The organism is Odoribacter sp. Z80, assembly GCF_009935865.1.
Taxonomy (GTDB): Bacteria; Bacteroidota; Bacteroidia; order Bacteroidales; family Marinifilaceae; genus Odoribacter.
The window spans coordinates 1-18739 of sequence record NZ_QWEL01000017.1 but is presented as its reverse complement, the minus strand read 5'-3'; the positions used below and the strand labels follow the sequence as shown (position 1 = coordinate 18739).

Here is an 18739-nt window from a genome sequence, read left to right as displayed (position 1 = left end):
CATGGCAAACAAAAACTTAACAAATAAAGCATGGCTGGAAGTGATTCCCGTTCTTTCAGATATATGGATGAAATATAGCCGTGAAGAGCAACTTTTGGATGTGGAAATTGACAGGCTTTTTGATAAAATTAAAAAAGCACATGAAGAAGACATTAAAAATGATGATACGATGACTCCTGTACAAAAAGAGACTGCACTGTTGAATTTATCCCTGACCAAGAACACACTAAATCATATTGCAAAAGAAATTCTAAAAAATAACCATAGATTAATTGAACCAGAAGTCCAATGAAAAAGCAAAGTTTGAGTATTCTGTTATCGCTTATTGCACTTGTCGGGACGGTTTCTGTCTGGGTACTATGGATTTGCAATACGCTCAAGTTATCAATCGTATCACTGGATAATTTTATAGGAGTGATGGTTGCATTACTGGGTATACTTGTTACGTTTGCTATCGGTTGGCAAATTGTAAATGCCCTTGAAATAAAAGCTAAATTGAAAGAAATCGAAATCATAAAAATGAATCTTAGCAAACAGCAGGAGGACTTTGTGGAATTTTCCAATAACATCAAGTGCGAAAATCTTCTTACAGTTGCAGAGATACGGCTCGATGCAAGAGGTTATTCTGAGGCTTTTATGTATGCTCTGGAAGCATTATCGTATGGAGTGTATTGCCATGCAAATAATTTAGAGTACATTCTTGATACTTTAGCAATATGTGAAGAGAAGATTCCGAAAGGACGGAAAGTATACAAAGATTATCACGAAAGAATTATGATGGCAGATAAAAAAATCCGAAGTTCACAGAATTTTTATGCAGTGAGACTTAATTATACTTCGACATACGATAGCTTTAGGGAAAAAATTGTTTTAGGCGACAAAAATAGCTATGACTGTGATTAAAGAGATATTGTTTCAGAATCAGCAGTGTGAATTTGGATTAATTCCAGGTGACTGGCTATTGTGCACCTTCAAAGATGTTTTAACGACATTTTCGAGTGGAGCAACTCCTTATCGCGGTATCTCTGAATATTATAAAGGAAATATCCGTTGGATTTCAAGTGGAGAGCTGGACTATAATCTTATAACAGAAACGATAGAACACATTTCATCCCAAGCAGTTAAAAATACTAATTTACGCGTATATCCCGCCGGAACATTTTTAATGGCAATAACAGGGCTTGAGGCAGAAGGAACTCGTGGGCGTTGTGCTATTGTGGGGGCTTCATCGGCAACAAATCAGTCCTGCCTGGCAATAAATGGGACAGAAAAGATGTGTGTGGAATACCTTTTCTGGTTTTATCGAATGTGGGGGCAATATTTGGCTTTTAAATATTGTCAAGGAACAAAACAACAAAGCTATACGGCAGATATTGTTAAGAAACTACCTATTTATTGTCCGCCAACGCTTCAAGAACAAAAGGCAATAGCTCAAGCATTGAATGATGTAGATAAATTGATTGTTGCATTGGATAAAAAGATAGAGAAAAAACGCCTTATAAAACAAGGCGCAATGCAGCAATTACTTACTGGAAAGAAGCGCCTTCGGGAGTTTACAGAAGTATGGAAAGAAATAGAATTTGCTGAAGTCTATAAGTATGCTTCTGAAGGTGGAACCCCAGAAACAAATAATGACTTGTTCTATAAAAATGGGAATATTCCATTTGTTAAAGTAGAAGATACTATAAGAAAATATATAACATCTGTAAAATCATATATTACAAAAGCTGGATTATCAAATAGTTCTGCTTGGTTAATTCCTGAAAATAGCATAATTTTTACAAATGGGGCTACTATTGGTAATGTGTCCATAAATAAAATTCCAGTGTCTACGAAGCAAGGTATATTAGGTATAATACCTGATTCTAAGGTAAATGTAGAATTTTTATATTATTTTTTATCACATAAAGAATTTCAAAATGAAGTTAGAAACAGACAAACTAAAGGAACTTTTGCTACAATCATTTTAAAAAGTTTGAGTGAAATACCTATCTGTATACCTGCACTTAATGAACAAACCGCTATCGCAACCATCCTTTCCGATATAGATAAGGAAATAGCAAACTTAGAGGCAAGGCGGGATAAATACAGACTTATCAAGAAAGGGATGATGCAAAAATTACTAACGGGACAAATTCGGTTAGTAAAGCCACAAACGAAATCACTTGCAAAAGTCCGTAGAATACCTGTTGCTGCTCATATTATAGCTGGTCACATTGTAAACTCGTTATACGGTTCAAAAGGTTGGGGACGTACTAAATTGCAAAAATCAATACATCTGATTGGTTATTGTTGCCAGCTCGATTTCGGGAATGATTACATCCAAAATACGGCAGGGCCTGATGACCAGATTCTGATGAATTACATTGATGCTAAATTCAGACAGTACCGACACGTCAGAATTGTTAAACAAAAAGACAGCCAAGGGAGATGGCGTTACGATTACCGTCCCAACGAAGGATGGATAGAAGAGGTGGAAATTGCTTTTGAAAACTATCCCTCTGACATTCAAGATAAAATTAACGCGTTGCTTGCTAAAATCAAGTCTATGGATTTAGGCAGAGCAGAGATTATTTCAACTTTATACGCTGTTTGGAATAATCGGATTATTAAGAATGAACCCATTACCGATACTCTCTTATTAGAAGATTTTTATGCATGGAGTAAACATAAATTGGATTTTAACCGGGAATTGGTTTTTAATGGATTAAAATATATGCGTAAAGAAAGTATTGTGCCTACGGGATGGGGGAAATATATAGACAAAAAAGAATAGGATGACAAACATCGGAGCAAAAGAAATTGTAACACAGCAGAGAATTATTCGTTTGTTTGATAAGAATGCATATAGGCCTGTATACGGTGATATGGTGCATACCTCCGGGACAGCTTATCGGCTAAAAGGAGAACTTCCGTATACCTATATGGGCAATTGGAAAGACCGGAAGTGCAATAGTAATATCGAGGAATCGCGTTTAAAAGAATTTCTATCCCGAAAAGGATATTCTTCCATAGAGATAAACAGTGCATTATATAAACTGAAACAAACAGCAGGAAATATCGGTATAGGTCTGTATCATGCGAATAAAGAGGTCTACCGCTTGTTACGTTATGGCGTAAATGTCAGTTCCGATGTTTCCGAAAATAAAAAATACGTCCACCTGATAGATTGGGCGAATCCCTTAAGTAATGATTTTTATGTGGCCGAAGAGGTGACTATATATGGCAATAGTGAATGTCGCCCGGATATTGTTGTTTATGTGAACGGGATAGCATTGGCTGTTATCGAACTGAAACGAAGCAAGGTTTCTGTACACGAAGGAATCAGGCAAAACATACGGAATCAACAGCATGATTATATCCCTCAATTTTTTACGACCATTCAGCTTGTTTGTGCCGGGAATGATACGGAAGGATTGCATTATGGGGTGATTGAAACTTCGGAAAAATTTTGGCTACGCTGGAAAGAGCCATGCGGGGAAGTCGAAGGGAAAGCCTATACCCTTTCAAATATCACCCCGGAACAATATCCGAATGAATTGGAGCGTAGTGTGGTGCAGCTTTTTGAACCGGTTCGTTTTCTTGAGTTTATTCACGATTTCCTTATTTTTGACGGAGGAATTAAAAAAGCTGCCCGCCCTAATCAATATTTTGCCATAAAGGCGGCACAGCCGCGTATCCGGAACAAAGAAAGCGGTATTGTCTGGCATTCACAGGGAGCAGGAAAAAGCCTTACTATGATTTGGTTGGCTCGTTGGATTCATGAAAATGTGGATGATGCCCGCGTCGTAGTGGTTACCGACCGTGACGAATTGGACAAACAGATTGAGTCCGGATTTAAGGAAGCAGAAGAAAAAATCGAAAGAGCCAAAAACGGGACAAAACTGATTAGAATGCTGGATAATGCCAATCCCTGGCTTATCTGTACTTTAATTCATAAATTCGGTAACAAAAACGATGAAAGTCCGGTCACTGTCGGAAATAAAAAAGCCGGAAAATCTCTCGAAACTTATCTGAAAGAAGTAATAGAGAAATTACCTGCAGACTTTAAAGCCAAAGGAAATATCTTTGTTTTTATCGATGAGTGCCACCGTACTCAAAGTGGTTTTTTGCACGAAGCAATGAAGGCCATCATGGGAGATGAGGTGATGATGATAGGTTTTACGGGTACTCCCTTGTTGCGCACGGATAAAAAGAAATCTATCGAGATATTCGGGACGTATATACATAATTATAAGTTCAAAGAAGCTGTGGCGGACAGAGTCATATTGGATTTACGTTATGAAGCCCGGAATGTGGAGCAGTACCTTGGGAAAAAAGAGAAGATAGACGAGTGGTTTGACACGAAAACCGCGGCTTTAAGCAGAGTGGCCCGCTCCATACTGAAACAACGCTGGGCAAGAATGGAAAAGCTTTTCAGCAGCAAAGACAGAATGCAGCGGATTGTTGCGGATATTTGCCAGGATATGGATACCAAAAGGGCATTGTCCTGCGGATATGGAAATGCCATGCTGGTTGCTGACAGTATTTATCAGGCTTGTCGTTATTGGGAAATATTCCAAAATACGGAATTAAAAGAACATTGTGCGGTTGTAACGAGTTATGAAGCCAGGGCGGCTGCGGTAAAAGATGAATATACCGGAGTCGGCGAAACAGAAGATTTGACAAAATATGAAATCTACAAACGGATGATTGGCGACAAAACTCCGGAACAGTATGAGACGTGGGCAAAAAAACAATTTACGGATTATCCGGCTGACATGAAGCTGTTGATTGTAGTTGATAAACTGCTTACAGGATTCGATGCACCGTCAGCAACTTATCTCTATCTGGATAAAAAGATGAGAGACCACAATTTATTTCAGGCAATTTGCCGGGTGAACCGGGTGGATCGGGAAGAAAAAGATTTCGGCTATATCATCGACTACCAGGATTTATTTGGTGCAATTCAAGACGCAATAGAAGACTTTACGGGCAAGGCATTTGACCAATATGATAAAGAAGATGTAGAAGGGTTATTAAATAGTCGTATAAAGCAAGGTAAAAAAGAACTGGAAGATGCTTTGCAAGCAGTTGTAAGCTTGTGTGAAGTTGTAACCCCACGGGAACAGGAAGCATTTTTCTCTTATTTTGTATACAGTGAAAATACGCCTGTTGAAGAACAACAAAAGGAAAACGAAGAAAATGCGTCTAAGCGGGAAACTTTCTATAAATTGGTAAACACGTTAGTACGACACTACATCGACATTGCCAATGAAATGGAAAAGGCAGGCTATACAAAAGAAGAAGCCGCGGAAATAAAATGTGAAGTCGATTTCTATAATGATTTGAAAGATGAAATAAAACTGAAAAGCGGGGATGTGCTTGATTTGAAACTCTATGACCCTGCCATGCGGCAATTGATTGATAATTATGTGCGGGCCGAAGATAGTGAGGTTTTAGTTGAATTGGAGGATATATCTTTTTTGGATTTAATTGACTTGAAAGGAGAAGAAGCCATAAATGAACTTCCTGAAAAAATAAAAAAGAACGAACGTTCGGTAGCTGAAGTGCTGGCTGCTAATATGCGCAAGATGATTATCAGTGAACGACCTACTAATCCCGCTTATTTTGACAGTATTTCTAATTTGTTAAATCAACTCTTACAGGAACAAAAAGACGGGAAATTGCAGTATAAAGAATTGATAGAACAATTGATTGGCAAAATAAAGGAAGTCCGCAGCGGAGCCAGGAAATACCCTCCGTTTATTGATACCAAAGGGAAACAGGCTTTGTATGATAACCTCGATAAAAATGAAGATTTGACATTAAAAGTGCATGAGGCTGTTAAAAATAGCGCAAAACACGGATTCCGGGATTTATCGAGTAGCGGAGGCCAAAAAATGAAAGCTGTAAGAAAGGCGGTTTGGAAGGTCTTGCCGCCAGATTTTTCGGAAGAGAAATTTGAAAAAATTATGAATGTTATAATAGCTCAGGCAGAATATTGATATGCAGATTATAACAGTAAAAGATATTACCGCAGAAATTGAATGGAAGGCGATAAAGAATGTACATTTGACAATATACCCACCTGATGCCAGGGTACATGTTTCAGCTCCTGAAAAGATGAGTGAAGATGCAATACGTCTTTTTTTGATATCCAAACTGGCATGGATAAAAGAACGTGTACGTCAGATTCACCAGCAGGAGCGACAGACGGAAAGAGAATATGTGTCCGGAGAAAACCATTATTTCAAGGGAATCCGGTATCGGTTAAAAATAATCTATCACGATGCAGCCCCAAAAATAGAAATTCAGGGTACTCAATTTATCGTAATGTATATCCGGGAAAATACCAAAACGGAACGGCGGGCTGAAATACTGAAAGAATGGTATCGCGGAGAGTTAAAAAAAATATTGCTTCATTATATTGCAAAATGGGAACAATTACTCAAAGTGAAAGTCAATAAATGGGACGTAAAGCAGATGAAAACCCTGTGGGGAAGTTGTAATCATACGACCCGGAATATATTGTTTAATCTTGAACTTGTAAAAAAACCTTTGCGTTGTATCGAGTATATTGTTGTCCATGAATTATTACACATTAATATCCGGTTACATAATGAAGAATTCATATCCCGCCTTAATTACCATTTTCCCGATTGGAGAGCAATAAAAAACGAGTTGAATGAGTTTATTGTTTAGATTCATTTTTTATCTAAACGGTTTATAAAATCTTCCGCCGAATCCTGTTTTTGATTATGCAGTGCTGCGGTGGTTGGAAGAAGTAAGGAGGAAGAAGAAAAAACAGGGATGGAGGTCGTGAGGAGAATGCCCTGTCTCTGTGTATCGCTATGGTTTACTGACATAGGTTTACTTTGGGGGTAGTCAACTTTTTCAGGATTATAGCCTTGTAGTTGACTGAAATTTACCGGAGATGGGCTATGGATGGGCTACTATAGTCCGGTACTCCTCCGGTATTGGTCCGGTACTGGTGCGGTACTGGTGCGGTACTCGTCCGGTCGACACCGCAGGAGCACTGCTCCAATGCCGCTCCATATCCGCGGCGATGTGAGACCATTCCCGGCGAAGGTAACGGCACAAGCACTTTTTTACTTTTCCGTGGAATCTTCGTCGTATCTGATGAATCCGATTCGGGGACGGGGTTTCTTTTTGTGCTCTTTGTGGCGGACCTGCAACTCGGCAAGGGTTTGGTTGATGAGTTCGATTTGTATGCGGGTGTCTTCGTTGATGTCGTTCTGGTCGGCAAACATTTCTTCGATATATTCTTTCAATTCCCTCACTTCCTTTTGAAGCAGGGTGTGTTTGTCTGCCGGAGGATTGGCTATAAGTTGGCGAACAGCTACAAAAGCACGCATGATAGAAATATTTATTTCAACAGCCACTTCTGAATGAAGTACACTACTCAGCATAGCTACCCCTGACTCGGTAAAAGCATAAGGCAAATATTTAGGGTGCTGACCACGCCCAGCCTTTAAGGTGCAAAAATTGCACCTTAAAGAATCCCATTCCTCTTTTGTCAGTTCAAACATGAAATCGGGAGGAAAGCGACGGATATTATTTTTTACAGAGCGTTTCAAATACTTTGTTTCAATACCGTATAATTCTGCCAGGTCAAAATCCAACATTACGTGCTGTCCGCGGATTTCATAGATTTTGCTCTGTATTATTTCCAGTTGATTCATACACCTTACCACTGATTCAAGGGTAAAGATACGAATAATTGCTAATTTTTCAGGAAACTATACCACGTATGTAATGACATAATTGCTCAATCATCATATGTTTAGGAGGATATTTATTTTGGTATTTCTCGTTTTTTACTTTTTCGGTACCTGTCACCATAAGAGACTGGTGCATAAGGATGGGAGTTTTGTGCCTGCTTAATTGATAAGGGAAAAAGATTTTTTGAGTAATGTTTTGATATTATAAGAACAGTTTATACATTTGTTGCGACTGATAATTCCAAAGAAGTAGACAACCTGCTTCTATCATGTGGCAGGCATTTTTTTGCCTGCTACTCTGATATAGGTTTCTGTACCCCCGTGTAGGTGCATTAATGTGCCCTCGGCTTCTTTGGAGTGTCAGTCAACGGGAAAGGCAGAAACTTTTTTATTGCCTTCTCTCAAGAATTACGCAAAATAATTATATTGTAAATTAATTCAGTATGGTTTATTTCAAGCCTTTATCTGGCATAAAAAATTTGGGAGATATTTCAAATTCGTTAGCTATCTCATTTAAGAACTCAAAGCTAAAAGCCTCACGGCTATTGGGATTTTCTCTATTAGAAATAAAGGTTCTTGAACGATTCAGCTTTTCTGCAAATTGTTCTTGTGTAAGTCCTGTCGATTCTCTAAACTCTTTAACTTTTAGACTTACGTATTTTTGAATATTACTTTTTTCCTTGTTCATTATAGCTTTCAAATGATTGTAAATGAAAGCTTTTTTTTAAACATATAATGACATTACATTAATGTCTAAAATAAAATAAAAGTTAAATTATTTATCATTGAAATTAAGAAACAAACCAAATAAACCTAAGTTAAATAACATTTTAATTATTAAAACATGAACCAAGAAGAAAACACCGTGTCCGTTAATGACACATCAAATGCTCCCCAAATAACAGAGCAAGCACAGATTAAGGAAAAAAACGAGGTAAGAAAACATTATCTCCACCATCAGTTGCTATTCAATCCGGATACCACACCCGAACTATCCGACGACGCCTGGTTAATTAACTTCAAACGCCGTGCCGAGCGGTTTGCCGAAATGCTGGAATTTTTGGAGCGTTCGTGGGCAGAAGATATACCTGCCCTGCAAAAAGCCTGTTTCTCCTATCTTACCGGGGATAATATTCCCCGCAAAGAGCGGCAGCAAGTCATCGAAGCATGGACAAGCTGGTCTGATTTCCAGTTTACACTTAACCGCTACCGGGGTTTAGCTTCCTTCTTCCTCAAATACTACCGGCGTATGCTACAGGAAACCGAAAGCCTGCTCAATGCGGCTTCGCCCGAAGTCTCTCCCGAATCACAAACCACAAATCAGGAAGGAGGTATATAATGGAAAATACAGAAAAACATCCGGTTTCAACAGAGGCTATACAGCCAGAGCCAAAGAAAGAGCGGGAATTTAACCTGACACCCTCTGAATCCGTATTTTTCAGCCAATTGGAAAGAAGCCTGAAAAATCATGCTGCCGATATGACTGCCCCAAAACCATTGGAAGTGCTTCATGACAGCTTCCGTCGTTTAGGCCGTCTTTTTATCTCTTTTGAGCGCCCGTGGCTTGTCAATTGCGGCATCATACAAAAAGCCTGCGCCTGGTACCTTGCCAACGGCAAACCCGGCGAAGAAGAAAGCAAACGCCTGCTTGAAACATTGCACGGTTTTACCGTATCAGCGTGTCTGCTTTCGGAATGGAACGAGCTCACCCATAACATGCAGGCCTTTTTCCGGACACAGGAAAAGGAGTTAAAGCGGCTGTTTGATTACGAACAGGAAAGGGAGCGAAAACACAAGGAACACGAGGAGCGTTTGGCTGCCGAAGGTATGGGCTACTGCCTGACCATCGGAGAGGGAGAGATTTATGGTGTAATTTATCCTCAGATAGAGGAACTCTACCGGGTAATGGGACGTTTTATCGAGCGGGAAAAAGCTCCGTTTCAGTGTAAGATTAAAGATTACGGGGAATACAACGTCAGTATCAGCAAGCACGTCGGTTTGTATGCCGACCGGGATGAATTTGACGTCAATTACAGTTTGGATAATATCGACGCGGACTTTGACTGGATGCCTGCCGGACAGTTGGAAAAGATGGTCAATGCGGTATCCGCTTTTCTAAAGGTGTACGGCGAAAATGGTGAAAGGAAAATACATTGGGACATCGAGGATTATCCCGAAGCCTCACAGCCCGACATCGTTTTTGCAATTAAAGAAGACCACAGGCTGCCCACGTTCCGCACCGTCCCGTGGATAAGTAAACGCATTTGTCAGGAAGAGGGTGGGGAAACGGAGATAGAGTATTATATAGACGTAAACGAAACCCATTCCCAGGAATTGACGTTCGGGGAGTTTGTGGCGGTGTACCGGAAATTGGGGGAGTTTCTCAATAATCAGCAATAAAACCGGGAAAATTTTCAATTCATACTTTGATATTCCCTCCTGATATACTTCTTTATTTACAAACAAACGTATACAACCTACCGGCAAAGGGCACAATCTGCTCTTTGCCTTTTTATAATATTTACTGCATAAAGCAGGAGATTTGTGTATATAAAAACAGGATACAGTTATACTTCTCAACGTGTTTTTTACGAAATAGATATAATTTTGTCTATTGCAAATTCTTCATATTTGAGAAGTTGATTTGTTATTTTTACTAACTCTTCTTTTCTGAGATGTACTGTCGTCGAATCTTTCATTCTTTTCTCACAAATATCCATCACGCGGTTTAGATAGTCCGAGGAATCGGGCAAAGCAATAAGTTGAGGCAATATCTTACTTCGGCCTGTTACTTTTATATGGGTTGCTTGTTGTTCAATATTTTCTAAATTTGCATGACATGAATTAATATAAGTTCTAAGGAGCTTTGGGGCTTCTGAAGGCTGAGTGGATAAGGTATTAGTATGAATATTACAAATTAACACTAAGTCATTTACGTAATTACCATATTCGAATAGTATATCAGTGTATACACTGGCATACTCCTCTTCCTGAATTTTTCTATTATCAATCGGGAAATACAAATCAAACCTGTATCCTTGCATTTCTATTTGTCGATTTAATTCCATTAAAAGCTGTAATGCTTTTTCATAGGCTCCGAACTGAATATTTTGACAAGCTGTTGATATACTCTGCATATCAATAACCTGATAATTCTCGTCCAATTGTTTTTTCAGACTTTGAAACCATTCTTTTTGACGGTTATATTTTAAAATGTCGTATTGCAATTGACGACTTGTTTCATTATCCTCTTTATTCCATATTCTGGTTCTATACAGCATATACAAAGGAATAAACGTTCCAATCATGTTTCCGTAAAAATTTAACCATCCTTCAGTACTGCCATATACCGGTGCTCCTGTAGATACACCTAATATGAAATTTACAACTATGGGAGATATTAAAAGAGTAGCCCAAATTAACCAATCAAACCATTTCAAATGTTTCATATTCAATTCTTGAAGTGCCCCCAAAATTAGACGAAAATTTGGTATTTATATCCGAAACATTATAGTTTATTTAAACTTTTATTTTGTTACAAAAAAACGTTTTTTGTGCCCCATATAAATGTAAACATAAATATTGACATATAATTAATCAAGATTATAAAAATTATTTCCTATATTTCTTACTATCTCAACCTATTCTATCAAATCGTAGGTTATTTCTTTGTTAGCTTTCCAGAACATTTAAATTTTCTTTCCCAAAGAGCTATACAATATTGATGAAACTTTACAAAAGCAATTATTATTCTTAACTTTCTTGGTACCTACTTTTCGGAGCTGGTACAATCACTATACTGCTAAATCTCAAAAAAAATTACCTCAAAAACAGGAAACAAAGTTATATTAGAGAATTAACCCTCCATATTATACACAACATTTTAGCAAAATTATTGATATGTTTTTGCATGTAAATACATAATATTCTATCTTTGTAGAATAAAACAGGTAAGATATGGAGTCATTCAGAAAAAACATATTGCAACAGATTGAAAATATAGCCACAGGACGCATTTTTACATTTCGGGATTTGTCGTTCGATAACGATAAAACCGCCAATGTTGCCATACTGCTCTCCGAACAAAGTAAAAAAGGTATTTTGGTACGTATTGAGAAAGGTGCTTATTATCGTCCCCGAAAATCCGCGTTAGGGCTGGGGAAACTGCCTATCTATCAGGATGAGCAATTTCGTTACCTCACTCAAAAACTGAACGGCTATATCACAGGCGCATATGTTTACAACAAAATGGGGCTTACAGAACAGGTAGCAACCACTATAACTATAGCAACGTGCTATCCGGTACGGCATTTCCGTTTTAAGAACTTGGACGTAGAAAGTGTCAAAGCCTACTGTAGCGATTGTACCAACGAAAGCCTTATCCCGTTTTTGCGGGTACTCGATGCCATAAAAGACATGAAACATATTCCTGGAACAACAGAACAGGATATTTATAATCGGGTTAAAACTCAATATTTCAGCCATTATTCTGTGGCAGAACTGAAAAAAGTGATAACTTTGGCAAAGAATTACCCACCCCGGGTTCGTAAAGCCGTTGCAGACATTTTAGGGGATATAAAACAAGCAGCGTTGCAACGGGAAATGAAAAAGACTTTACTTCCCACAACCCGGTTCAATATGAATTACAAAACAGTGTAAACAGATATATGAATTTACATTCGGACAAAGAAGCGTTTAAAGAAATCATTGCACTGGCTGCGGAACATTTTGGCTATGAACAGTCGCACATAGAAAAGGATTATTGGGTATCAAAAATACTCTGTGATATTTCCTTGTCCGAATATAAAGATAAAACCTTTTTCAAAGGTGGAACGTCTCTGTCAAAAGCCTACGGATTGATTGAACGGTTCTCAGAAGATTTGGATTTGTTCGTCTTCACAGGGGATAAAACGGCATCGAAGCAGGCGGAAAAGACCTTGAACAAAAAACTGTCGAAGTTTATCATCGAACAGAATAACGACATCTACAAGGAAGATTTGTCGGAAACGGGCGGTAACTATCGTAAGCTCTATTTCTCGTATAACAATGTATTTCAAGGTGTAGGTTTGAAAGAACATTTAGAAGTAGAAATAAAGTCCTGCGACTTGCCGGACAAAAAGCAGATGTTCTACCCGGCGGACTCTCGGACAATCAAGCCAATAGTAACCGCATTCCTTGAAAGCATTAGTCAGCAAGAAATAATCTCCACATACGGATTGGAAAGTTTTGAAGTACAATGTATCAATCCACGAAAAACTATCTGCGACAAAATTTCACGACTGGTAAAATTATCATATAATGACGATGCTAACGCATTGTTGGCAAAACATATTCGTGATGTTTATGACTTATCGGCACTCTATTATAATAAAGAATACAAAAATTACTTACATTCAGAAGAATTTCTGGAAGCCATGTATCAGGTAACGATAGAAGATGGGCTAAGCAGAAATTCGCGTTCGCACTTGTCGCTGGCTGACGCTCCGATATTCAAGGATGCCGAAAAGGTCATGGCATTACCCGAAACAGCAACTGCCTATTCTACCGATTTGAAAAAACTAACCTTTGACAAAACAAAGATGCCACCAATCGAAAATGCTGTGGAAACATTGAAAAAACTGCATGAAATATTAATACGTTTTGAAATGTATCGAACTGAAGATAAACATATTTAAATGTAGCACAACATAAGGTAGCCATACTTTTGAGCCTTCAAATATTTAAATGATTTTATTCTCTCTGCAACATTTGCTTCTTATAAAGAAAAACAAGTATATTTGTACATGTTCTTAGACTTGCTACAAAAAGCCAAGTAAAACAGCGAAATCTGCACATAGGATTAAACGTTGGACTTTAAAAATTTTAACGGATTAAGATATTGGTAACGAAAGGATTACGAAGTGTATTCGAGTCCCGTCCGCACCGCTTAATGAAGACGAAAATCAAGAAAAGTCCTGAAGTTTAATACTTTGGGACTTTTTCTTTTTCCACTTGCCCAAGCAAAAAGTACCCGAATCCGGCAGTTGCCACGGGCTTAATCGTTGGACTTTGCAGAAAGGAATAGAATCGTTTTAAGCAAGTACAGTTACAATTTCGTTACAGAAAGAACAAGTGAAAAATTGTAACGATTTTCAAGTTAAATATCTGATTGTGTACTTATTGTCTCTTAAATGTCTGCTCTAATTTTAGTTGTTAATTCGTACATTGTCCTCTTGTTTCACCTTTCTGGTTTACTATTTTGAGATTTTTTCTTTTTCTGCTTGTCCTCCAATAAAATGACCTTAAACCAGCAATTGCCGTGGGCTTATTCGTTGGACTTTGCAGGACAGAGAAAAGTCCAACGATTTTACTTCTTTCTTACTTATTTTACAGCGTATGGAGGGGCATTGGCTTTTCAGATAGGTTTGTTTGCTAATTCTTTTTTACTTTGATGCAGAATTTTTGAAAAAGAAAAAGAGTCATAAGATCTTGTTAATCTTATAACTCTTCTATTAGCGGAAAGAAGGGGATTCGAACCCCTGAAACCCTTTAGAGGTTTACACGCTTTCCAGGCGTGCCAGTTCAACCACTCCTGCATCTTTCCCTTTTGCGTGGCAAAGGTAAAAATATATTTTTATTTATCATTCATCTCTATTAGTTTTTTTCAGGTATCGGATTGGGATTGAAAAAAGGGATAGGTACGAAACTTTTCTTCTTTATAAAATGGGAGATTGACGGTTTTTGTTGTTGTTCACGGACTTTATTTTTTACACAAATTTATTACTTTTGTACTACGTAACTTTTAAGTTCAAACAGACATCCGGTGAAAGGTTGTCCCAAAATCAATAAAGAGAAAGATGGAAGATTTTCAACATGTCGGATATAGTAAAGAGGTCATTGAATTTGTGGCTGTTGCGAAGGAATTCTGTGATTTTATAGAAACGGCTCCTCAAATTCCGCTTCAGGATTTCATTCAAAGGTTACAAAAATTTATTCCCTTAATCTATTTGAAAGGTGCTTTATTACCTCAAACGGAGCCGGAAGAAGAGGGGCTTGTTGAAGATGTTGTGACAGAAGAGCAATACAATTATCTTTATGGGGAACTCCATCGTTTACTGGGAGAATATGATGAGTATCTGGAAGTGTTTGACGATAATATGCAATACAGTGAAGTACCAATGGTGCATTCGATTGCTGAGAAAACCTGTGATATTTATCAGGATTTGAAAAATTTTATTTCTTCGTTCCGTTGTGGTATTCCGGAAATTATTGGAGAAGCGTTGTGGCAGCTTAATAATAATTTCGAACTTTATTGGGGAAAAGCGTGTGCCGGTGTTATCCGGGCTATTCATCATGCAGTTTATCAGGTAAAAGATAAGGAATGATGCAACATTTTAAAAGTACGATCACCAAAGAAGAAATAGCTGCTTTACCTGTTTTCGTTTTCAATGGGCCTGTTACCGTTATAGAAGACTCCCGACAGATGGAGGAGGCGGTTCGTTTTCTGTTGCAGCAGGAATATTTGGGGTTCGACACCGAAACCCGGCCTTCTTTCCGGAAAGGTGAGAGCTATCCCGTTAGTCTTTTGCAGTTGGCTACTCCGGAAGAAGTTTTTCTCTTCCGGCTCAATAAATGTGGTTTTGGTCTTTCGTTGCAATGTTTGCTTAGTGATCCACGGGTGATGAAAATAGGGGTTGGCATCCGGGATGATATCCGGAATTTGAATAAAAGTGCAGCTTTTTCTCCTCATTCTTTTGTTGATTTACAGGAGTATGTTTCTCGTTTTGGTATTGAGGAGAAATCTTTTTCAAAATTGATGGCTATTATTTTCGGTTATAGAATATCCAAACGCCAACGGACAACCAATTGGGAGGCCCTTGTATTAACGGAAGCGCAGGTTCGTTATGCGGCAACTGATGCTTGGGGTGCCTTGTGTATGTATCAGCGTTTGGTGTTGCTGGAAACTTCCGCATTGCAGGTAGGCAAGGTAAAGTAGAAGGTTGTTCCTACGCCTTCTTGCGAAAGAAACCAAAGTTTTCCTTTGTTTATACGAACGAAGTCTCGGCTTAGGATTAGTCCCAGTCCACTTCCTTTTTCATTCCGGGTTCCGTAACTACTCGGATAAGTATTGGAATTTAGTAAATGGGGGTGCATGGACCGTGGAATGCCTTTGCCGGTGTCTTTGATACTGATAAGTGCATGGTCTGGCATATCTGCTATTTCAACTTCGACTCGCCCGCCGGGATAAGTAAATTTTATGGCGTTGGAAATGAGGTTGCGCAATATGGTTTTAACCATGTCTATATCTGCACAAACCTGATGGGTGCCTTTGACAAGATTGGTTAAAACAATCTCTTTCTCTAAGGCAATGGCGGAAAATAACAAACATACTTGCCGAATGACAGGAGTCATATTGAATGAGGTGGTGTAAACCTTTGTTTTGCCATTTTGATTGCGGGTCCATTGTAACAGATTCTCCAGCAGATTAAAAGCTTCTTCGGTGGTATCGTTGATCATCTCAAACAGTTTCAGGATTTTCGGGTCCTTAATGCGCGCTTTCTCGGAACTTAAAGAAGAATTAATCATTTTTATCGTGCTGATCGGAGAGCGTAAGTCGTGGGCAATGACCGCATATAGTTTGTCTCGGGCTTTTAAAGTGGCTCTTAAACTTTTATTTTGTCTCCGGATTGTACGCACTGCTTTCAACCATAAAAGCTGATGTTGGATGCGGATAATTAACTCCTGCGGGGGGAAAGGCTTTAAAATAAAATCCACATGGTCGTGGATGAAATCTCCGGAAATATAGCTCTCATTGGTTGGCGAAGTAAGAAACAGGACGGGAACGAAACAGCCTGTGCCGCGATTTTTTAAACCCGACAACGCCATAGCTTCCTGTGGCAAAGCTTTATCCATATCCGATAAAATCAAATCTGGCAACTCATTTTCAATCACAGGAATAGCGGAAGATATATTTTCGGTTTTGCAAATATGAAATCCAGCACTCAAGAGGGTGTTGATGAGATCTTCCGTATGTTCTAATGATGATATTACCAATAAAATAGTAAACTTACTGTTATCCAATGGCATCTTACATCATTTTACAGTAATGGTTTGACAAATTTTATTTAATTCTTTTAATTCTTTTTCTATTTTTTGCCATGCGGAAATTTGTTGTAACTGTCCGGAATCCCGGAGATGTTCCCTCAGTTGTTCCCAGTCCGAAGTAATGGCTGCTTCCACCTGTTTTAATCGGGTCTGCATTGTTTCCAGTGATTCCTGTTCTTTTTTGGTTTGCTGCAATTGTTTTAACAGACGAACTAATAAACGGTAATTGTTTAATTGAATTCCAATAACTGCGGACAGGTTCTCCAAAAGTTTGATTTCCTCTATATTCCAGGTATGTATATCATCACACTGCATGAAAGCAATGAATGTAAGGTTTGTACCCACTTCAAACAAAGGTAACAGCAACATTTGCCGGCAATGTTGTTCCTGTAAGAAATGATGTAAATCCGGATTCCGGGATGAGGCGTTTTCTTGGATTATCATATAATTTTGTTCGCACAGTTGTTTTTCCAACTCCGGATCATACAAGACTTTTTCTCGTTTCCCTTTTCTTTTTTTCAACCCTGAATCATCACACCATTCATATGCGATAGAATAAGTCATGTCCGGATGAATATCCACGATATGAATCCGATTGTGCCGGCTCAATTTTCCAATTATCCTTAAAGTTTTTTCTATGTATCCGGGAAATTCTTTCCAGGCTGAAAAGGATGGATTCATTGGCAATAATAATTCTGAAACTACCGATGAAAAAGAAAAAAAATCATCCATGTTTTTCAACATAAGCCCCCATATTAATTTTGTAGAGGTTAAAGAAGTTAAACCTATTCTTTATATCGAAATATCTTATTTGAGGTTGCATTTCGTTTCTGATTTAACTTTTTGCTTTTGTATTGTGGAGAAACAGGGAGGTTGCTGACAGATTTTGAGTGTACGATGTATGTTGATTTATATTTTTCAAAAAAACATATATCATATTTTTGGTGGTAATTACTTTTTTTATACCTTTGTGCCCGGGTAAGTCCTATGCGACCAGCTCCTGCAGAATCCTCCAGGGTCGGAAGGCAGCAAAGGTATGTGGTTGTAGCGGTGCGACATAGTCAGCTTACCCGTTTTAAGAAATCTGCCTCTTTAGCTCAGCTGGCCAGAGCACGTGATTTGTAATCTCGGGGTCGTTGGTTCGAATCCGACAAGAGGCTCAAGTGTAAAAGGGCTGTATCCTTTCGAATACAGCCCTTTTTGTGCAATTTTCTTCTGTATGACTTATAACTAAACCTGGGGGCAACCGTATCGTATTGAAATACGGTAGCAAATTTGACAGGTATGAAAATTCTGGATATTATACGACGTATTCATCCCGACATTGCTTTTTTAAAATGTATGGCGGTGTTGTTGTCTTATTTCTTTGGCTCTTATGTCACAGGACATTTTCATCAGGAATCGAGTGCTATCGGAGCTATATTAGCTTGTACTTCTTCCATTGTTGTTTTGCAGGATAATGATCTGAAAAACTCCCTTCACAATGGCTGGCTTAGAGTTTTGGGAACTTTTATCGGAGCATTTATAGCCTGGATGTATTTATTGTTTTATTCTTTTTCCATTGCAGGCATGATTATAGCTGTGTTTGTTTTAGAAGTGATTTGTATGCTTTTGAAAGTGCCGGATAACGGTAAAATGGCTACTATTACTTTAACTGTAGTCCTTATTATTTCCCATGAATATCCCGGAGTACCATCCTGGGAAAACGGGCTTTTACGTTTTAGCGAAGCTGCAGTCGGCGCTGCTTCCGGTATTTTTATGGTGTGGGTAGAATTTATATTTCAGAAATTCCGGAAGATGTGGAAACAAAGGAAAATGATTCTCAGAAAAATTTAGAAACGGAATTGTGTATCAAGTTGGTGTAGCGGTTATGATGCGAAAATCAAAAGATTTTTTTGAAGAAATTTATCTCTTTGTAAGAGATACTATAA

The 18739-nt window shown here is 38.4% G+C and carries 18 protein-coding genes, 2 tRNA genes and 1 other RNA gene; 14 read left to right on the top strand and 7 right to left on the bottom strand.

What is annotated here, in order from left to right; translation table 11 throughout:
- Nucleotide 1 precedes the first annotated feature (1 nt).
- From D1136_RS09920 to D1136_RS09895, 5 genes are read left to right on the top strand one after another with little or no spacing between them, the layout of a single operon-like run.
- Nucleotides 2–292 (top strand): hypothetical protein, encoded by a 291-nt coding sequence (locus tag D1136_RS09920; protein ID WP_161877481.1) that lies wholly within the window; start codon nucleotides 2–4, stop codon nucleotides 290–292.
- A complete protein-coding gene (locus tag D1136_RS09915) occupies nucleotides 289–903 on the top strand; it encodes a hypothetical protein (protein WP_161877480.1) in 615 nt (204 codons plus the stop codon). The genes D1136_RS09920 and D1136_RS09915 overlap by 4 nt, the downstream gene beginning before the upstream one ends.
- On the top strand, nucleotides 896–2776 hold the full coding sequence (locus D1136_RS10855) for a restriction endonuclease subunit S (protein ID WP_202623107.1): 1881 nt from the start codon (nucleotides 896–898) through the stop codon (nucleotides 2774–2776). The genes D1136_RS09915 and D1136_RS10855 overlap by 8 nt, the downstream gene beginning before the upstream one ends.
- Before the next feature lies 1 nt (nucleotide 2777).
- Nucleotides 2778–5987 (top strand): type I restriction endonuclease subunit R, encoded by a 3210-nt coding sequence (locus D1136_RS09900; RefSeq protein ID WP_161877479.1) that lies wholly within the window; start codon nucleotides 2778–2780, stop codon nucleotides 5985–5987.
- Nucleotide 5988: 1 nt separating this feature from the next.
- Entirely contained in the window at nucleotides 5989–6684 is a 696-nt protein-coding gene (locus tag D1136_RS09895) for a M48 family metallopeptidase (RefSeq protein ID WP_161877478.1), read from the top strand.
- Nucleotides 6685–6907: 223 nt separating this feature from the next.
- On the opposite strand, the gene D1136_RS09890 is transcribed toward D1136_RS09895, so the two are convergent.
- From D1136_RS09890 to D1136_RS09880, 3 genes are all read right to left on the bottom strand, one after another.
- Nucleotides 6908–7087 (bottom strand): hypothetical protein, encoded by a 180-nt coding sequence (locus D1136_RS09890; RefSeq protein WP_161877477.1) that lies wholly within the window; start codon nucleotides 7085–7087, stop codon nucleotides 6908–6910.
- Between the two features lie 4 nt (nucleotides 7088–7091).
- Nucleotides 7092–7685: an ORF6N domain-containing protein gene (locus D1136_RS09885; RefSeq protein WP_161877476.1), complete on the bottom strand. Its 594-nt coding sequence runs from the start codon at nucleotides 7683–7685 to the stop codon at nucleotides 7092–7094.
- A 487-nt stretch (nucleotides 7686–8172) separates the two neighbouring features.
- On the bottom strand, nucleotides 8173–8412 hold the full coding sequence (locus D1136_RS09880; RefSeq protein WP_161877475.1) for a helix-turn-helix domain-containing protein: 240 nt from the start codon (nucleotides 8410–8412) through the stop codon (nucleotides 8173–8175).
- Between the two features lie 156 nt (nucleotides 8413–8568).
- On the opposite strand from D1136_RS09880, the gene D1136_RS09875 reads away from it, so the two are divergent.
- The gene (locus D1136_RS09875; RefSeq protein ID WP_161877474.1) at nucleotides 8569–9063 is read left to right on the top strand and encodes a hypothetical protein; all 495 of its coding nucleotides are present in this window, start codon (nucleotides 8569–8571) and stop codon (nucleotides 9061–9063) included.
- Nucleotides 9063–10124, top strand: a complete 1062-nt coding sequence (locus D1136_RS09870) for a hypothetical protein (protein WP_161877473.1) — start codon at nucleotides 9063–9065, stop codon at nucleotides 10122–10124. Before D1136_RS09875 ends, D1136_RS09870 begins: the two co-directional genes overlap by 1 nt.
- 188 nt (nucleotides 10125–10312) lie before the next feature.
- Here D1136_RS09870 and D1136_RS09865 read toward each other — a convergent pair whose 3' ends face one another.
- Entirely contained in the window at nucleotides 10313–11173 is an 861-nt protein-coding gene (locus D1136_RS09865) for a hypothetical protein (protein WP_161877472.1), read from the bottom strand.
- Between the two features lie 508 nt (nucleotides 11174–11681).
- On the opposite strand from D1136_RS09865, the gene D1136_RS09860 reads away from it, so the two are divergent.
- Together D1136_RS09860 and D1136_RS09855 are read left to right on the top strand one after the other, a co-directional pair.
- Nucleotides 11682–12383 carry a DUF6088 family protein gene (locus D1136_RS09860; RefSeq protein WP_161877471.1) on the top strand — a complete coding sequence of 234 codons (702 nt, stop codon included), beginning with the start codon at nucleotides 11682–11684 and terminating at the stop codon, nucleotides 12381–12383.
- Between the two features lie 8 nt (nucleotides 12384–12391).
- On the top strand, nucleotides 12392–13399 hold the full coding sequence (locus D1136_RS09855) for a nucleotidyl transferase AbiEii/AbiGii toxin family protein (protein ID WP_161877470.1): 1008 nt from the start codon (nucleotides 12392–12394) through the stop codon (nucleotides 13397–13399).
- Nucleotides 13400–14219: 820 nt separating this feature from the next.
- Here the strand turns inward: D1136_RS09855 and D1136_RS09850 are convergent.
- Nucleotides 14220–14307 (bottom strand) — tRNA-Ser (locus D1136_RS09850).
- 253 nt (nucleotides 14308–14560) lie between these two features.
- Here D1136_RS09850 and D1136_RS09845 point away from each other — a divergent pair.
- Both D1136_RS09845 and D1136_RS09840 read left to right on the top strand, forming a co-directional pair.
- Nucleotides 14561–15088 (top strand): DUF5063 domain-containing protein, encoded by a 528-nt coding sequence (locus D1136_RS09845; protein ID WP_161877469.1) that lies wholly within the window; start codon nucleotides 14561–14563, stop codon nucleotides 15086–15088.
- Nucleotides 15085–15699, top strand: a complete 615-nt coding sequence (locus tag D1136_RS09840; protein ID WP_161877468.1) for a 3'-5' exonuclease — start codon at nucleotides 15085–15087, stop codon at nucleotides 15697–15699. Before D1136_RS09845 ends, D1136_RS09840 begins: the two co-directional genes overlap by 4 nt.
- Here the strand turns inward: D1136_RS09840 and D1136_RS09835 are convergent.
- Both D1136_RS09835 and D1136_RS09830 read right to left on the bottom strand, forming a co-directional pair.
- Complete coding sequence (locus D1136_RS09835) at nucleotides 15645–16790, bottom strand: hybrid sensor histidine kinase/response regulator (protein WP_161877467.1); 1146 nt, start codon at nucleotides 16788–16790, stop codon at nucleotides 15645–15647. The two genes, D1136_RS09840 and D1136_RS09835, sit on opposite strands and share 55 nt — an antisense overlap.
- Before the next feature lie 6 nt (nucleotides 16791–16796).
- Nucleotides 16797–17552: a hypothetical protein gene (locus tag D1136_RS09830; protein ID WP_237567049.1), complete on the bottom strand. Its 756-nt coding sequence runs from the start codon at nucleotides 17550–17552 to the stop codon at nucleotides 16797–16799.
- 232 nt (nucleotides 17553–17784) lie between these two features.
- Between D1136_RS09830 and ffs the strand changes: the two genes are divergently transcribed.
- From ffs to D1136_RS09815, 3 genes are all read left to right on the top strand, one after another.
- An RNA gene (gene ffs, locus D1136_RS09825) (signal recognition particle sRNA small type) lies at nucleotides 17785–17883 on the top strand.
- A gap of 11 nt (nucleotides 17884–17894) precedes the next feature.
- Nucleotides 17895–17968, top strand: a tRNA-Thr gene (locus tag D1136_RS09820).
- Nucleotides 17969–18092: 124 nt separating this feature from the next.
- Nucleotides 18093–18644 (top strand): FUSC family protein, encoded by a 552-nt coding sequence (locus tag D1136_RS09815; protein ID WP_161877465.1) that lies wholly within the window; start codon nucleotides 18093–18095, stop codon nucleotides 18642–18644.
- Nucleotides 18645–18739: the final 95 nt, after the last annotated feature.